The following is a 16868-nucleotide window of genomic DNA, read 5'->3' on the forward strand; positions in this document are numbered from 1 at the left end:
CGCCCTCTTGGGCGCCTGACGTCGTGATGTCCAGAGATTAATCCCAGTTGGGTGCCAGACCTTCCGGGCTGACCAATCGGCCGTTGCTTTCAAGCGCCGCAATCTGCGCCATATCGTCGTCACTCAGCGCCAGCTGCTGTGCCAACAGGTTGCTTTTCAGGTTTTCACGCTTGGTCGAGGAAGGGATCACCGCATAGCCCAGCTTCAACGCCCAGGCTAAAACCACCTGTGCAGGCGTCGCATTGTGACGTGCGGCGATGCTTTTGATCGTCTCATCCTGCAACGCTTTGCCATACGCCAGCGTCATATAAGAGGTGATGGCAATACCATGCTGCCGTGCGAACGCCACCACTTTTTCATTCTGCAAGAACGGTGACAGCTCAATCTGATTAGTCGCTATCTGATCGGCGCCGACCGAGTCAATCGCCTGCTGCATCAGATCGACCGTGAAATTGGATACCCCTATTTGACGGGTCAGCCCCAAGCGCTTGGCTTCCAGCAGTTCAGCCATAAACTCCGCGACAGGCACCTCATCATTTGGCGATGGCCAGTGAATCAGCGTCAGATCGACATATGAGGTCTGCAGCTTGACCAGGCTGTCTCGCAGGCTGGGAATTAATGCACCCTTTGCCAGATTCGCGATCCAAATCTTGGTCGTGATGAACAACTCGTCACGCGGCACACCGCTGGCGGCGATAGCCTGGCCGACGGCCGCTTCGTTTTCATAGATCTGTGCGGTATCGATAGCCCGATAGCCCAGTTCCAGCGCCGTGCTTACCGAGTCGATAACGACCTGATCCTGAAGGCGGAAAGTACCTAAACCAAATGCAGGAATGCTCACAATGTTTACTCTCTCATTAGTGGATAAATAGCGATGCAAGAGAGTATGGCAATATTTTTAGTGAGCAAAAACGCCAGGTTCGGCATAATACTTTTGACCAGCAGGCAACAATATTGAGAAAAAGCGGCAGGAGCGGTGGCAAATTCGACGATATTTCGTGAATTTTGCATATGAAAAAGCCCTGAGTCTCTGACTCAGGGCTTATCAATTAAGTGGCGGAACGGACGGGGCTCGAACCCGCGACCCCCTGCGTGACAGGCAGGTATTCTAACCAACTGAACTACCGCTCCACCGATTCTTTTACGTCGCATCTCTCGATGCCGGCAAATTCGCGCTCTGCGATTTGCGCATTACCAGTCGTCACACTGATAACGTTTATTTGATGCCTGGCAGTGTCCTACTCTCGCATGGGGAGACCCCACACTACCATCGGCGCTACGGCGTTTCACTTCTGAGTTCGGCATGGGGTCAGGTGGGACCACCGCGCTATTGCCGCCAGGCAAATTCTGTTTCATTCCAACCGCTTCACTCTCGTGTCGCCATCAGAACCAATCTGTAAACAAGCTGAATATTGTCTCGGTCTCACCAAAACACCTTCGGTGTTGTAAGGTTAAGCCTCACGGATCATTAGTACTGGTTAGCTCAATGCATCGCTGCACTTACACACCCAGCCTATCAACGTCTTAGTCTTAAACGTTCCTTCAGGGGCCTTAAAGGCCCAGGGAAGACTCATCTTGAGGCAAGTTTCGCGCTTAGATGCTTTCAGCGCTTATCTTTTCCGCACTTAGCTACCGGGCAATGCCATTGGCATGACAACCCGAACACCAGTGGTGCGTTCACTCCGGTCCTCTCGTACTAGGAGCAACCCCTCTCAATCTTCCAACGCCCACGGCAGATAGGGACCGAACTGTCTCACGACGTTCTAAACCCAGCTCGCGTACCACTTTAAATGGCGAACAGCCATACCCTTGGGACCTACTTCAGCCCCAGGATGTGATGAGCCGACATCGAGGTGCCAAACACCGCCGTCGATATGAACTCTTGGGCGGTATCAGCCTGTTATCCCCGGAGTACCTTTTATCCGTTGAGCGATGGCCCTTCCATTCAGAACCACCGGATCACTAAGACCTACTTTCGTACCTGCTCGAGCCGTCACTCTCGCAGTCAAGCTAGCTTATGCCTTTGCACTAACCTCACGATGTCCGACCGTGATTAGCTAACCTTCGTGCTCCTCCGTTACTCTTTGGGAGGAGACCGCCCCAGTCAAACTACCCACCAGACACTGTCCTCACCCCGGATCACGGGGCCGAGTTAGAACATCAAACATTAAAGGGTGGTATTTCAAGGATGGCTCCACGCAGACTGGCGTCCACGCTTCAAAGCCTCCCACCTATCCTACACATCAAGGCTCAATGTTCAGTGTCAAGCTATAGTAAAGGTTCACGGGGTCTTTCCGTCTTGCCGCGGGTACACTGCATCTTCACAGCGAGTTCAATTTCACTGAGTCTCGGGTGGAGACAGCCTGGCCATCATTACGCCATTCGTGCAGGTCGGAACTTACCCGACAAGGAATTTCGCTACCTTAGGACCGTTATAGTTACGGCCGCCGTTTACTGGGGCTTCGATCAAGAGCTTCGCCTTGCGGCTGACCCCATCAATTAACCTTCCAGCACCGGGCAGGCGTCACACCGTATACGTCCACTTTCGTGTTTGCACAGTGCTGTGTTTTTATTAAACAGTTGCAGCCAGCTGGTATCTTCGACTGGCTTCAGCTCCATCCGCAAGGGACTTCACCTACATGCCAGCGTGCCTTCTCCCGAAGTTACGGCACCATTTTGCCTAGTTCCTTCACCCGAGTTCTCTCAAGCGCCTTGGTATTCTCTACCTGACCACCTGTGTCGGTTTGGGGTACGATTTAATGTTACCTGATGCTTAGAGGCTTTTCCTGGAAGCAGGGCATCAACTACTTCTGCACCGTAGTGCATCGTCATCACGCCTCAGGGTTAGTATGCAACCGGATTTACCAGGTCACACCCCCTACACGCTTAAACCGGGACAACCGTCGCCCGGCTAGCCTAGCCTTCTCCGTCCCCCCTTCGCAGTAACACCAAGTACAGGAATATTAACCTGTTTCCCATCGACTACGCTTTTCAGCCTCGCCTTAGGGGTCGACTCACCCTGCCCCGATTAACGTTGGACAGGAACCCTTGGTCTTCCGGCGAGCGGGCTTTTCACCCGCTTTATCGTTACTTATGTCAGCATTCGCACTTCTGATACCTCCAGCAACCCTCACAGGCCACCTTCAACGGCTTACAGAACGCTCCCCTACCCAACAACGCCTAAGCGTCGCTGCCGCAGCTTCGGTGCATGGTTTAGCCCCGTTACATCTTCCGCGCAGGCCGACTCGACCAGTGAGCTATTACGCTTTCTTTAAATGATGGCTGCTTCTAAGCCAACATCCTGGCTGTCTATGCCTTCCCACATCGTTTCCCACTTAACCATGACTTTGGGACCTTAGCTGGCGGTCTGGGTTGTTTCCCTCTTCACGACGGACGTTAGCACCCGCCGTGTGTCTCCCGTGATAACATTCTTCGGTATTCGGAGTTTGCATCGGTTTGGTAAGCCGGGATGGCCCCCTAGCCGAAACAGTGCTCTACCCCCGAAGATGAGTTCACGAGGCGCTACCTAAATAGCTTTCGGGGAGAACCAGCTATCTCCCGGTTTGATTGGCCTTTCACCCCCAGCCACAAGTCATCCGCTAATTTTTCAACATTAGTCGGTTCGGTCCTCCAGTTAGTGTTACCCAACCTTCAACCTGCCCATGGCTAGATCACCGGGTTTCGGGTCTATACCTTGCAACTATTCGCCCAGTTAAGACTCGGTTTCCCTACGGCTCCCCTATACGGTTAACCTTGCTACAAAATATAAGTCGCTGACCCATTATACAAAAGGTACGCAGTCACACCACGAAGGTGCTCCCACTGCTTGTACGTACACGGTTTCAGGTTCTATTTCACTCCCCTCGCCGGGGTTCTTTTCGCCTTTCCCTCACGGTACTGGTTCACTATCGGTCAGTCAGGAGTATTTAGCCTTGGAGGATGGTCCCCCCATATTCAGACAGGATGTCACGTGTCCCGCCCTACTCATCGAACTCACGACCTGTGCATTTTAGTGTACGGGGCTATCACCCTTTGCTGCGCGACTTTCCAGACGCTTCCACTAACACACAAGCCGATTCAGGTTCTGGGCTCCTCCCCGTTCGCTCGCCGCTACTGGGGGAATCTCGGTTGATTTCTTTTCCTCGGGGTACTTAGATGTTTCAGTTCCCCCGGTTCGCCTCATGCCACTATGTATTCATGACATGATAGTGTGTCGAAACACACTGGGTTTCCCCATTCGGGTATCGCCGGTTGTAACGGTTCATATCACCTTACCGACGCTTTTCGCAGATTAGCACGCCCTTCATCGCCTCTGACTGCCTAGGCATCCACCGTGTACGCTTAGTCACTTAACCTCACAACCCGAAGATGTTTCCATCGTTCGCGCTGCAAACATTTGAGAGACTCTATGACAGGTTACTCTTTATCCCAGTACTTCTACGGAGGGATAAATTTCAGCCGTCATGTTTCAATTTTCAGCTTGTTCCAGATTGTTAAAGAGCAAAATACTTCGCAGCATACTGTTTCCAATATACTCTGAAGTATTGAAATACCGGACTATATGGTGGAGCTAAGCGGGATCGAACCGCTGACCTCCTGCGTGCAAGGCAGGCGCTCTCCCAGCTGAGCTATAGCCCCATACAGTCACGTGCAGTACCTTTTCCACTTCGAAGAAGTGGTAGGCCTGAGTGGACTTGAACCACCGACCTCACCCTTATCAGGGGTGCGCTCTAACCACCTGAGCTACAAGCCTATAAAGGTATTTCTGCTCGTTACTTTCTATCAGACAATCTGTGTGAGCACGCCACTCGAACTAATATCTTTAGGTAAGGAGGTGATCCAACCGCAGGTTCCCCTACGGTTACCTTGTTACGACTTCACCCCAGTCATGAATCACAAAGTGGTAAGCGCCCTCCCGAAGGTTAAGCTACCTACTTCTTTTGCAACCCACTCCCATGGTGTGACGGGCGGTGTGTACAAGGCCCGGGAACGTATTCACCGTAGCATTCTGATCTACGATTACTAGCGATTCCGACTTCATGGAGTCGAGTTGCAGACTCCAATCCGGACTACGACATACTTTATGAGGTCCGCTTGCTCTCGCGAGGTCGCTTCTCTTTGTATATGCCATTGTAGCACGTGTGTAGCCCTACTCGTAAGGGCCATGATGACTTGACGTCATCCCCACCTTCCTCCAGTTTATCACTGGCAGTCTCCTTTGAGTTCCCGGCCGAACCGCTGGCAACAAAGGATAAGGGTTGCGCTCGTTGCGGGACTTAACCCAACATTTCACAACACGAGCTGACGACAGCCATGCAGCACCTGTCTCAGAGTTCCCGAAGGCACCAATCCATCTCTGGAAAGTTCTCTGGATGTCAAGAGTAGGTAAGGTTCTTCGCGTTGCATCGAATTAAACCACATGCTCCACCGCTTGTGCGGGCCCCCGTCAATTCATTTGAGTTTTAACCTTGCGGCCGTACTCCCCAGGCGGTCGATTTAACGCGTTAGCTCCGGAAGCCACGCCTCAAGGGCACAACCTCCAAATCGACATCGTTTACAGCGTGGACTACCAGGGTATCTAATCCTGTTTGCTCCCCACGCTTTCGCACCTGAGCGTCAGTCTTCGTCCAGGGGGCCGCCTTCGCCACCGGTATTCCTCCAGATCTCTACGCATTTCACCGCTACACCTGGAATTCTACCCCCCTCTACGAGACTCTAGCTTGCCAGTTTCAAATGCAGTTCCCAGGTTGAGCCCGGGGATTTCACATCTGACTTAACAAACCGCCTGCGTGCGCTTTACGCCCAGTAATTCCGATTAACGCTTGCACCCTCCGTATTACCGCGGCTGCTGGCACGGAGTTAGCCGGTGCTTCTTCTGCGAGTAACGTCAATTGATGAACGTATTAAGTTCACCACCTTCCTCCTCGCTGAAAGTGCTTTACAACCCGAAGGCCTTCTTCACACACGCGGCATGGCTGCATCAGGCTTGCGCCCATTGTGCAATATTCCCCACTGCTGCCTCCCGTAGGAGTCTGGACCGTGTCTCAGTTCCAGTGTGGCTGGTCATCCTCTCAGACCAGCTAGGGATCGTCGCCTAGGTGAGCCATTACCCCACCTACTAGCTAATCCCATCTGGGCACATCTGATGGCAAGAGGCCCGAAGGTCCCCCTCTTTGGTCTTGCGACGTTATGCGGTATTAGCTACCGTTTCCAGTAGTTATCCCCCTCCATCAGGCAGTTTCCCAGACATTACTCACCCGTCCGCCGCTCGTCACCCAGGGAGCAAGCTCCCCTGTGCTACCGCTCGACTTGCATGTGTTAAGCCTGCCGCCAGCGTTCAATCTGAGCCATGATCAAACTCTTCAATTAAAAGCTTGATTTGCTTCCACTCGAGAAGCGATGCTCAAAGATTTACTGCATGAATTTTACTTCAGTTAGTCACTCTTCAAGACTTGATATTTTTTTGCATCCGAAGATGCTGGATATCGTCTTGTGGAGTGCCCACACAGATTGTCTGATAAATTGTTAAAGAGCAGTGCCGAGAAACTCATCGGCGCGGGCTGCGTATATTACGCTTTTCGCCCTGAGAGTCAAGCGTTTATTTCGCTTTCCTCTCGCTGACCCGGCGGCTTGTCAGTCGTTGTTCCCGGTCAGTGGAGGCGCATTATAGGGAGTTCTCGGCGGGCCGCAACCCCTAAATGCAAAAAACCTCTCAAGCGCTCAAATAATCACCCAAAATGCCTTTTTAGGATGTTTATTAGTCAAAAAACACCGGTTTTAGCACAGCAATAGCGGCAAACCCCGTAAATAGAGACAAACGAAGATAAAGAAAAGGGAGCGGTCACCCGCTCCCTTTCATCTTTATGACGCTCGATTGCCGTTATTGGCGTGCAACGATATGGTCGTTTTCCACATCCAGCGTCACCAGCTTGCCGGGGATCAGCTTACCGGACAGGATTTGCTGCGCCAGCGGGTTCTCGATCTCCTGCTGAATAGCGCGTTTCAACGGACGTGCACCATACACAGGGTCGTAACCGGTTTTGCTCAACAGCGCCAGGGCCGGTTCGGTCATGGTCACTTCGTAACCGCGCTCTTCCAAACGCTTGTACAGACGCGACAGCTGAATCTTGGCAATTGCAGCAATGTGTTTCTCGCCCAGCGGATGGAACACCACCACTTCGTCGATACGGTTGATGAACTCCGGACGGAAGTGGTGACTCACCATCTCCATCACCGACTCTTTCATCTGTGCGTAATTCATCTGACCGAAATGCTCCTGGATCAGATCGGAGCCCAGGTTGGACGTCATGATCACCACGGTATTGCGGAAATCGACGGTACGGCCTTGACCATCGGTCAGTCGGCCATCATCCAACACCTGTAACAGAATATTGAATACGTCCGGGTGCGCTTTCTCGACTTCATCCAGCAGAATCACCGAATAAGGCCGGCGGCGCACGGCCTCCGTGAGGTAACCGCCCTCTTCATAGCCGACATAACCCGGAGGCGCGCCAACCAGACGAGAAACGGAGTGTTTCTCCATAAACTCGGACATGTCGATACGCACCATGGCGTCGTCGCTGTCGAACAGGAACGAAGCCAGCGCTTTGCAGAGCTCGGTTTTCCCCACCCCGGTCGGGCCGAGGAACAGGAACGAACCGATCGGCCGGTTAGGATCAGACAACCCGGCGCGGCTGCGGCGGATAGCATTAGAAACCGCGCTGACCGCTTCGTCCTGGCCGATAACCCGCGAATGCAGCTCTTGCTCCAGGCGCAGCAACTTGTCGCGCTCCCCTTCCAGCATTCTGGCCACCGGGATCCCGGTCGCACGCGCCAGCACTTCGGCAATCTCCGCATCGGTCACCCGATTGCGCAGCAGTTTCATGCTCTTACCTTCGGCCTGCGTAGCGGCAGCAAGCTGTTTCTCCAGCTCAGGGATTTTGCCGTATTGCAGTTCTGACATCCGTCCCAGATCGCCGACGCGGCGCGCCTGCTCCAGGGTGATTTTGGCCTGCTCGAGTTCAGCCTTGATGTTCTGGGTGCCGGAGAGCGAGGCTTTTTCCGCTTTCCACTCTTCTTCCAGCTCCGAATATTCGCGCTCTTTCTGCCCCAGCTCATCGCTGAGCATGTCCAGGCGTTTCTTGCTGGCGTCGTCAGACTCTTTATTCAGCGCCTGCTGTTCCAGCTTCAACTGAATGATGCGGCGTTCAAGCCTGTCGAGAGACTCCGGCTTGGAGTCCATCTGCATGCGAATGCTGGACGCCGCTTCGTCGATCAGGTCGATAGCCTTGTCCGGCAATTGACGATCGGCGATATATCGGTGCGAAAGCGTTGCCGCCGCCACGATGGCCGGGTCGGTGATCTGCACGTGGTGGTGCAGCTCGTAACGCTCTTTCAGGCCGCGCAGGATAGCGATGGTGTCTTCCACGCTCGGCTCCGCCACATACACTTTCTGGAAACGACGTTCGAGGGCCGCATCCTTCTCTATATATTGGCGGTACTCATCCAGCGTGGTGGCACCGACGCAGTGCAGTTCGCCGCGCGCCAGCGCCGGCTTGAGCATGTTGCCCGCATCCATCGCGCCGTCCGCCTTACCGGCGCCGACCATGGTGTGCAGTTCGTCGATAAACAGGATAACGCTGCCTTCCTGCTTGGCCAGATCGTTGAGCACGCCTTTCAGTCGTTCTTCAAACTCGCCGCGGTATTTGGCGCCGGCGATCAAGGCCCCCATATCGAGAGACAGTACGCGCTTGTGCTTCAGCCCTTCCGGCACTTCGCCGTTGATGATGCGTTGCGCCAGGCCTTCGACGATGGCGGTTTTACCCACGCCAGGTTCGCCGATCAGCACCGGGTTGTTTTTGGTACGGCGTTGCAGCACCTGAATGGTGCGACGGATCTCTTCGTCACGGCCGATCACCGGGTCAAGTTTGCCCTGCTCGGCGCGTTCAGTCAGATCGATCGTGTATTTCTTCAATGCTTGCCGCTGGTCTTCGGCGCCTTGATCTTCCACGCTGTCACCGCCTCTCATTTGTTCAATGGCTTTGCTGATTTTGTCGGCCGTTGCGCCGGCCGCTTTTAACAAATCGGTCAACGAACCGCGGTCTTCCAGCACCGCAAGCACAAACAGCTCGGAAGAAATGAATTTATCCGCACGCTTCTGTGCCAGCTTGTCGCACAAGTTCAAAACGCGCACCAGCTCGTGAGACGGTTGAACGTCGCCACCGGTGCCTTCTACCTGCGGTAAACGGGACAGCGCCTGTTCGAGCTCGGTGCGCACGCGCCCGGCATCGATACCTGCGGAAGTTAAAAGTGGACGAACCGTGCCCCCTTCCTGATTGAGCAGGGCGCTCATCAGATGTAGCGGTTCAATAAACTGGTTGTCGTGCCCAAGGGCTAGTGACTGGGCATCGGCGAGGGCAAGCTGGAATTTGTTGGTAAGACGATCCAGACGCATAACACCTCCAAGATGGGTCGAAATTGCTACTGGAGATTAAATGAGGTCATCCCTCAAATTTTCAAGGTTATCTCGACGCTAAATTTTCGGTACAACGCCATGCGTCGTTGGATCGTCCTAATTCAATAGGTTATATCAGCCAGATTAAACTTGCCAGACGTCCGGTTATTCCATCGCGTCGATAGGAGAAAAAATGGCTCGTTTCGTTAACCGTGCAGCGGTCGCCGCCATAGATGGCCTGAACACCTGCACGCAACAAGCGTTGGCGAGCCAGCAAGTAGATATTAGCCAAAAACTTATCGCCGTGCGGCGTAAATGCCAACGCGGCTTCAGCATCTTCCGCCATGAAAGCGGTGCGCACCTCCGACCCGACCTCAAACTGCTGCGGACCGATCGCCGGCCCCAGCCAGGCGCTGATCTGGCCCGGCGCGGCGCTGAACGCCGCCACGGTTTGTTCCAGCACGCCGTGGCACAACCCACGCCAACCGGCGTGGGCGGCGGCCACTTCGTCGCCGTGCTGCGAACAGAACAGCACCGGCAGGCAATCCGCCGTCATCACTGCACACACCTGCCCCGGCACGTTGCTGTACACCGCATCCGCCCGCAGATCGGCGGGCGCTTGTCCCGTCAACGGCACCACGCGGGTACCGTGTACCTGCTCGAGCCATACCGGCATCTGTGGCAAGCCGGCGGCGGTAACCAGCCTTTCCCGATTGCACTTCACCGCTTGCTCCTCGTCACCGACGTGGGTGCCGAGGTTCAGCGAGTCATAAGGCGGCAGGCTGACGCCGCCGCCGCGCGTGGTGCTGCAAGCTTTAACGCCGGGAGGCAACGGCCAGTCGGGCAGAATGAGCGGGTTCATTACCAGTCCATCTGATCTTTGAATTCTTCGGTGTCTGCCTTCAGCGCGTTGATCAGATCGACCATGTCCTGCGGCAGCGGCGCATGCCACTCCATCTGGATGCCGCTGATCGGGTGGTACAAACGCAGCATGGTGGCGTGCAGCGCCTGACGGTCAAAGCCGCGCAGCGTGTTGATGAAGGTTTCCGAAGCGCCTTTCGGCGGACGTGGACGGCCGCCGTACAGCGGATCGCCCACCAGCGGATGGCTGATATAAGCCATGTGTACGCGGATCTGGTGAGTACGGCCGGTTTCCAGACGCAGACGCAGGCGGGTGTGTGCGCGGAAGTGCTCCATGATGCGGTAGTGCGTCACCGCCGGTTTACCCATCGGATGCACCGCCATGTGGGTGCGCTTGGTGGAGTGACGCGCGATTGGCTCTTCTACCGTGCCGCCGGCGGTCATGGTGCCGATCGCCACCGCTTCGTATTCACGGGTAATTTCACGCGCCTGCAGCGCTTCCACCAGCCGGGTTTGTGCCGGCACGGTTTTCGCCACCACCATCAGACCGGTGGTGTCTTTATCCAGACGGTGCACGATGCCGGCACGCGGCACGTCGGCGATTTCCGGGTAATGATACAGCAGCGCATTGAGCACCGTGCCGTCCGGGTTACCGGCGCCAGGGTGCACCACCAAATCGCGCGGCTTGTTGATCACCAGGATGTCGCTGTCTTCATAGACGATATCCAACGCGATATCCTGCGGCTCCCAACGCGCCTCTTCTTCAATCTGTGCATCGATGGCGACGGTCTCTCCGCCCAGCACCTTCTCTTTCGGTTTATTTGACGTTTTGCCATTGACCTGCACCCGATCGCCCAGGATCCACTCTTTTATGCGAGATCGTGAATAATCAGGGAACAATTCGGCCAAAGCCTGATCTAAACGTTGTCCGAGTTGAGATTCGGCCACCGTTGCGGTGAGTTGTACTTGTTGTGCCATATGCAGCTTCTTCGTTAACGTTGGGTTTTCACGGCGATGCCGTTTAATATAATGTGCTATTGTACCTGGTCTTTGTCGGGAGCTTAACGGACAGTCTCCCGGAATAACACCCTGAGGATAATCAAAACGTCATGACGCGTATGAAATATCTGGTGGCGGCAGCCACGTTGAGCCTGGCGCTGGCAGGTTGCTCCACATCCAAGGATGCGGTTCCCGACAACCCACCTTCGGAAATCTATGCTACCGCGCAGCAAAAGCTGCAGGACGGTAACTTCAAGGGCGCGATTACGCAACTCGAAGCGTTAGATAACCGCTATCCTTTCGGGCCGTATTCCCAGCAGGTCCAGCTGGATTTGATTTACGCCTACTATAAGGCCGCCGACTTGCCGATGGCTCAGGCATCCATCGATCGCTTCATGCGCCTGAACCCGACGCACCCGAACATCGATTACGTGATGTACATGCGCGGCCTGACCGACATGGCGCTTGATGACAGCGCACTGCAGGGCTTCTTCGGGGTTGACCGTTCAGATCGCGATCCTCAGCACGCTCGCGCTGCGTTCCGCGACTTCAGCCAGCTGATTCAGCAATACCCGAACAGCCAATACGCGACCGATGCCAACAAGCGTTTGGTGTATCTGAAAGACCGCTTGGCCAAGTATGAGCTTTCGGTGGCGGAATACTACACTAAACGCGGTGCTTACGTCGCGGTCGTTAATCGCGCCGAGCAGATGTTGCGTGAATTCCCGGATACCAAAGCGACGCACGACGTGTTGCCGCTGATGGAAAATGCCTACAAGCAGCTGCAGCTGAACGGCCAAGCTGACAAAGTGGCCAAAGTGATCGCCGCCAACCCGCAATAACCGCGCGTCGGCATCGGCAGAAAAACCAAACGGCAGCCTCGGCTGCCGTTTTCATTGGCGTCGACCGGGTTTTTACTGGGGAAATACACAAGTAAAAACACGGTGTTAGCTAACGCTCCTCACCGGTCAACTCATCGATAATGCGCCATCCGGCGGCAACTCTCAAGCATTAGATAACCAATTCAAATGCTGAATCACAGATTGAACTAACTTTGCAAAAAGTGACAAAAAATCGTGATTTACATCACGCATTTAAACAAAAAGCGGGGTATGCTGGATTCACCAAGACGGAAAGACAGAGAGGTAAGTTATATGACATTGAACATTACCAGCAAACAAATGGATATCACTCCCGCAATCCGCAATCACGTCGAAGACCGTCTCACCAAACTGGAAAAATGGCAGACCCAGCTGATAAACCCGCACATCGTCTTATCCAAAGAACCGCAGGGGTTTGTCGCCGACGCTACCATTACCACGCCGAACGGCCCGCTGGTCGCCAGCGCCAAACATGATGACATGTATACCGCCGTTAATGAGCTGATCGCCAAGCTGGAGCGCCAGCTGAACAAGGTGCAACACAAAGGTGAAGCGCGCCGCTGCAACGCCAGCGTGAAAGACATCGTGCCGGAAGTCACACCGGAAGAAGAATAACTGTCCGAGTCCGACTACGGTTACCGCATCAAACGCGCCCGAGGGCGCGTTTTTTGTCGGGTATTTTTGTTGACGGGGTAAAAGCCAGCGGTTACTTTAAAACCTGTTCGCATCAACCTTAGGTAGACCATGCTACGTACATCGTTTTTCTTCGCATTCTTTTTTACCTTCCCCTGACTGGGAGGCGTTTCGTCGTGTGAGAAAGAATGCGAAGACGAACAACAAGGCCTCCTGGAAACAGGGGGCTTTTTTTATGGCTGTTTTATAACGAATAAGAACTGAAGGCGGAAGCTGATTATGACTGACAACCCGTTATTGGTGCTGCGCGAGCGCATCAGCGCACTGGACTTGAAACTGTTGGCCCTGCTGGCGGAACGCCGTGAGCTGGCGATCGAAGTCGGCAAGACCAAGCTGCACTCTCACCGCCCGATCCGCGACAAAGAGCGCGAGCGCGATCTGCTGGATGCGCTGATCGCCGCCGCCAAGCCTTACGACCTGGACGGTTTCTACGTCACTCGCCTGTTCCAACTGATCATTGAAGACTCCGTTCTGACCCAACAAGCGCTGCTGCAGCACCAGCTCAATCCCGTCAGCCAGCACTCCGCCCGCATCGCCTTTCTCGGCCCGAAAGGCTCTTACTCGCATCTGGCGGCGCGCCAATACGCTGCCCGCCACTTCGATCAGCTGATTGAATGTGGCTGCCAGAAGTTTCAGGATATCTTCGCCCAGGTGGAAACCGGCCAGGCGGACTACGCGATTCTGCCGATCGAGAATACCAGCTCCGGCTCGATTAACGAGGTGTACGATCTGTTGCAGCACACCAGTCTGTCGATCGTCGGTGAACTGACCAACCCGATCAACCACTGCGTTCTGGTAGCCGGCGACAGCGATCTTAGCCAGATTGAAACCGTCTACAGTCATCCGCAGCCGTTCCAGCAGTGCAGCCAGTTCCTTAACCGTTTCCCACACTGGAAAATCGAATACACCGAAAGCACTGCAGCCGCGATGGAGAAAGTCGCCAAGCTGAATTCGCCGAAAGTGGCCGCGCTGGGCAGCGAAGCCGGTGGCGCGCTGTACGGTCTGCAGGTGTTGGAACACAACCTCGCCAACCAGCAGCAGAACATCACCCGCTTTATCGTCCTGGCGCGCAAAGCGATCGAGGTTTCTGAGCAGGTGCCGGCCAAAACCACGCTGATCATGGCGACCGGTCAGCAATCCGGCGCCTTGGTCGAAGCGCTGCTGGTGCTGCGCGACAACGGCATCATCATGACCAAGCTGGAATCACGCCCGATCAACGGCAATCCGTGGGAAGAGATGTTCTACATTGATGTGCAGGCCAACCTACGTGCCGACGCGATGCAGAAAGCGCTGCGCGATCTGGCGTCGATCACCCGTTCGCTGAAGGTGTTGGGTTGTTACCCGAGCGACACCGTAGTGCCGGTCAACCCTTCCTGACGCGATAAAAAAGGGTTCGGCCAAGCCGAACCCTTCATTTTTATTTACCGCCAGTATTTTACTGCCGACTGTCGTTGGCCTGCCGCAACAGCGTGCGGCTCTCCACCAGGAAACGCTGGGCGTAATCGCCGAACCAGTGTTCCACCTTGCGGAAACTGTCGATAAACGCCTGTTTGTCGCCATGCTCCAACAGCTTTATCGCCTCGCCGAAGCGCTGGTAGTAACGTTTGATTAACGCCACGTTTTCTTCCGACGACATGATGATGTCGGCATACAACTGTGGATCCTGCGCGAACAGGCGGCCAACCATCGCCAACTCCAGCCGGTAAATCGGCGAGGAGAGCGCCAGCAGCTGCTCCAGCTGTACGTTCTCTTCCGCCAGGTGCAGCCCGTAGGCGAAGGTGGCGAAGTGCCGCAGTGCCTGAATAAACGCCATATTCTGATCGTGTTCGACCGCGCTGATGCGATGCAGCCGCGCGCCCCACACCTGCAGCTGTTCAAGCAACCATTGGTAAGCCTCCGGCTGGCGGCCGTCGCAGTAAACCACTACCTGCTTCGCCACGCTGCCCACGTCCGGGCCGAACATCGGGTGCAGCCCCACCACCGGGCCGCTGTGCGCCGCCAGCATCGCGTGCAACGGGCGGTTTTTCACCGATGCCAAATCCACCAGAATACAGTCGTCGGGCAACGGCGGCAGGTGGCTTATCACCTGCTCTGTCACATGGATCGGCACGCTGACGATCACCATGCCGGCGTCTGCCAACAGCGGCTCCGCCTGCGGCCAATCTTCCTGATCCAATACCCTGACCTGATAACCCGACAGCGTCAGCAGACGGTTGAACAGCCGGCCCATCTGGCCGTTGCCGCCGATGATGACGATCGGCCGCAGCTGCGGGCACAGGGTTTTAAAGCCTTTATCGTTCTCGCTGACGTACGATTCGCGCATCACGCGGCGCAAGACGTCCTCGATCAAATCCGGCGGCACGCCGAGGTTTTCCGCCTCCTGACGGCGCGAGGCCAGCATCGCCGCCTCACGCTCCGGCACATAAACCGGTAAACCGTGGCGGCTTTTCACCTCCCCCACTTCCGCTACCAGATGCAGGCGTTTTGCCAGCAGATCCAGCAACGCTTTATCCACCTCGTCGATTTGATCGCGCAACGCGGTCAGTTCTGCCACCATAACTTACTTTTCTCCCGTGCGTGCCGTCAGCGCAGCGCCGAGTTCCTGATGCATATGACGCAGCAGCGTTTCCGTGCTCTCCCAGTCGATGCAGGCGTCGGTGACGGACACACCGTAACGCATGTCTGCACGCGGCTGTTCGGAAGACTGATTGCCCTCATGCAGATGGCTCTCCAGCATGATGCCGGTGATCGAGCGGTTGCCCGCCTTAATCTGCTCCACCACGGACTCGGCCACCGCCGGCTGACGGCGATAGTCTTTATTCGAGTTGCCATGGCTGCAATCTATCATCAAGGACGGGTGGAGTCCCGCCTCGAGCATCTGTTTTTCACAGGCCGCAACGTGCTCGGCGCTGTAGTTCGGGGTTTTGCCGCCGCGCAGGATCACGTGCCCGTCCGGGTTGCCCTGCGTCTGCAGCAGGCAAACCTGGCCCGCCTGGTTGATGCCGACGAAACGGTGCGGCATGGCGGCGGCGCGCATGGCGTTGATGGCGGTGCCCAAACTGCCGTCGGTGCCGTTTTTGAAGCCGACCGGCATCGACAGGCCGGAAGCCATTTCACGGTGGGTCTGCGATTCGGTGGTACGCGCACCGATCGCCGACCAGCTGAACAAGTCCCCCAGGTACTGCGGGCTGTTCGGATCCAACGCTTCGGTAGCCAACGGCAAGCCCATGCCCACCAGATCCAGCAACAGGCGACGCGCGATATGCAAGCCTGCTTCAACGTCAAACGAACCGTCCATGTACGGATCGTTGATTAAACCTTTCCAGCCGACAGTGGTTCTGGGTTTTTCAAAATAGACGCGCATAACGATGTACAGCTGATCGCTCAAGTCAGCCGCCAGGGTTTTCAAACGACGGGCGTAGTCCAGCGCCGCATCCGGATCGTGGATCGAACAAGGCCCGCACACCACCAACAGGCGATGATCGCGCCCCTGCAAAATGTTGGCGATGGTGTTACGCGCAGTGGCAATTTCATTTTCGTCGTCTGCACTGAGCGGGAACTGGTTCTTCAGCTCCTCCGGTGTGATGAGAACCTGTTCTGCACTGATGTGTACGTTATTGAGCGCGTCTTTTTGCATGATGCTATTCCTGTCGTTTGGCGTTATGCGTTGAAATGGAACATTGAGCGTTTCAGGGCTCTACCTTACCACGCAATGTAAAGTTTTCAATCCAATTTCCGTAAATAAAAAATTACCGTACTTAACCTTATGAAAAAGCATTCGTAAAAACCTTAAGGTATCAAAATAAAACACAATAAATTCAATTAAATAATCAAGAGTAAAGATCATCGTAATGCGCCTGTGCGCCTTCCCAATCAAAACCCCTACCTGTAAATATATTTGTACAATTGATTTTACAGGGAAGCCACGCCGCCCGTCTCGGCGCCAGCGAATGGGCAGCAGCGGATACCGTTAGACTCAG

The 16868-nt window shown here is 55.2% G+C and carries 10 protein-coding genes, 3 tRNA genes, 3 rRNA genes and 1 other annotated feature; of the genes, 4 read left to right on the plus strand and 12 right to left on the minus strand.

What is annotated here, in order from left to right:
* Window positions 1-37: 37 nt before the first annotated feature.
* The 10 genes from dkgB to rluD form a co-directional block, all read right to left on the minus strand.
* Window positions 38-841, minus strand: coding sequence for a 2,5-didehydrogluconate reductase DkgB (gene dkgB, locus ACYF6X_RS16230; RefSeq protein ID WP_130018578.1), 804 nt, complete (start codon window positions 839-841; stop codon window positions 38-40).
* Window positions 842-1054: 213 nt separating this feature from the next.
* Window positions 1055-1131 (minus strand) — tRNA-Asp (locus ACYF6X_RS16235).
* 94 nt (window positions 1132-1225) lie between these two features.
* Window positions 1226-1341: ribosomal RNA gene (rrf, locus tag ACYF6X_RS16240) — 5S ribosomal RNA — on the minus strand.
* A 106-nt stretch (window positions 1342-1447) separates the two neighbouring features.
* A 23S ribosomal RNA gene (locus ACYF6X_RS16245) occupies window positions 1448-4355 on the minus strand.
* A gap of 207 nt (window positions 4356-4562) precedes the next feature.
* Window positions 4563-4638, minus strand: a tRNA-Ala gene (locus ACYF6X_RS16250).
* A 38-nt stretch (window positions 4639-4676) separates the two neighbouring features.
* Window positions 4677-4753: transfer RNA gene (locus ACYF6X_RS16255), tRNA-Ile, on the minus strand.
* 74 nt (window positions 4754-4827) lie between these two features.
* A 16S ribosomal RNA gene (locus ACYF6X_RS16260) occupies window positions 4828-6369 on the minus strand.
* Together the 16S, 23S and 5S rRNA genes with 3 tRNA genes alongside form the textbook arrangement of a ribosomal RNA operon.
* A 511-nt stretch (window positions 6370-6880) precedes the next feature.
* Window positions 6881-9454 (minus strand): ATP-dependent chaperone ClpB, encoded by a 2574-nt coding sequence (gene clpB, locus ACYF6X_RS16265; RefSeq protein WP_063991344.1) that lies wholly within the window; start codon window positions 9452-9454, stop codon window positions 6881-6883.
* 130 nt (window positions 9455-9584) lie between these two features.
* Window positions 9585-10316 carry a purine nucleoside phosphorylase YfiH gene (yfiH, locus tag ACYF6X_RS16270; protein WP_130018471.1) on the minus strand — a complete coding sequence of 244 codons (732 nt, stop codon included), beginning with the start codon at window positions 10314-10316 and terminating at the stop codon, window positions 9585-9587.
* Window positions 10316-11293 carry a 23S rRNA pseudouridine(1911/1915/1917) synthase RluD gene (rluD, locus tag ACYF6X_RS16275; protein ID WP_063991346.1) on the minus strand — a complete coding sequence of 326 codons (978 nt, stop codon included), beginning with the start codon at window positions 11291-11293 and terminating at the stop codon, window positions 10316-10318. The genes yfiH and rluD overlap by 1 nt, the downstream gene beginning before the upstream one ends.
* A 131-nt stretch (window positions 11294-11424) precedes the next feature.
* Here rluD and bamD point away from each other — a divergent pair, with 131 nt between their 5' ends.
* The 4 genes from bamD to pheA all read left to right on the plus strand — a co-directional run bounded on the left by bamD (window position 11425) and on the right by pheA (window position 14265).
* Window positions 11425-12156 carry an outer membrane protein assembly factor BamD gene (gene bamD, locus ACYF6X_RS16280; RefSeq protein WP_004932456.1) on the plus strand — a complete coding sequence of 244 codons (732 nt, stop codon included), beginning with the start codon at window positions 11425-11427 and terminating at the stop codon, window positions 12154-12156.
* 312 nt (window positions 12157-12468) lie between these two features.
* On the plus strand, window positions 12469-12810 hold the full coding sequence (raiA, locus tag ACYF6X_RS16285) for a ribosome-associated translation inhibitor RaiA (RefSeq protein ID WP_060422373.1): 342 nt from the start codon (window positions 12469-12471) through the stop codon (window positions 12808-12810).
* Window positions 12811-12938: 128 nt separating this feature from the next.
* Window positions 12939-13065: a sequence feature (Phe leader region), on the plus strand.
* A complete protein-coding gene (locus ACYF6X_RS16290) occupies window positions 12940-12987 on the plus strand; it encodes a hypothetical protein (RefSeq protein WP_197687229.1) in 48 nt (15 codons plus the stop codon). It overlaps the preceding feature by 48 nt.
* 42 nt (window positions 13066-13107) lie before the next feature.
* Entirely contained in the window at window positions 13108-14265 is a 1158-nt protein-coding gene (gene pheA, locus ACYF6X_RS16295) for a bifunctional chorismate mutase/prephenate dehydratase (RefSeq protein ID WP_063991347.1), read from the plus strand.
* Window positions 14266-14323: 58 nt separating this feature from the next.
* On the opposite strand, the gene tyrA is transcribed toward pheA, so the two are convergent.
* Window positions 14324-15445: a bifunctional chorismate mutase/prephenate dehydrogenase gene (gene tyrA, locus ACYF6X_RS16300; RefSeq protein WP_063991348.1), complete on the minus strand. Its 1122-nt coding sequence runs from the start codon at window positions 15443-15445 to the stop codon at window positions 14324-14326.
* 3 nt (window positions 15446-15448) lie between these two features.
* On the minus strand, window positions 15449-16525 hold the full coding sequence (locus ACYF6X_RS16305) for a 3-deoxy-7-phosphoheptulonate synthase (protein WP_038871801.1): 1077 nt from the start codon (window positions 16523-16525) through the stop codon (window positions 15449-15451).
* Window positions 16526-16868 lie beyond the last annotated feature (343 nt).

This window comes from Serratia sp. ID 25-353, assembly GCF_054792795.1.

What these genes read in the sequence shown, in the direction of transcription:
- ACYF6X_RS16305 (WP_038871801.1), bottom strand. Translation starts at nt 16,525, where the DNA reads ATGCAAAAAGACGCGCTCAATAACGTACACATCAGTGCAGAACAGGTT.
- pheA (WP_063991347.1), top strand. Translation starts at nt 13,108, where the DNA reads ATGACTGACAACCCGTTATTGGTGCTGCGCGAGCGCATCAGCGCACTG.
- yfiH (WP_130018471.1), bottom strand. Translation starts at nt 10,316, where the DNA reads ATGAACCCGCTCATTCTGCCCGACTGGCCGTTGCCTCCCGGCGTTAAA.
- tyrA (WP_063991348.1), bottom strand. Translation starts at nt 15,445, where the DNA reads ATGGTGGCAGAACTGACCGCGTTGCGCGATCAAATCGACGAGGTGGAT.
- raiA (WP_060422373.1), top strand. Translation starts at nt 12,469, where the DNA reads ATGACATTGAACATTACCAGCAAACAAATGGATATCACTCCCGCAATC.
- bamD (WP_004932456.1), top strand. Translation starts at nt 11,425, where the DNA reads ATGACGCGTATGAAATATCTGGTGGCGGCAGCCACGTTGAGCCTGGCG.
- rluD (WP_063991346.1), bottom strand. Translation starts at nt 11,293, where the DNA reads ATGGCACAACAAGTACAACTCACCGCAACGGTGGCCGAATCTCAACTC.
- clpB (WP_063991344.1), bottom strand. Translation starts at nt 9,454, where the DNA reads ATGCGTCTGGATCGTCTTACCAACAAATTCCAGCTTGCCCTCGCCGAT.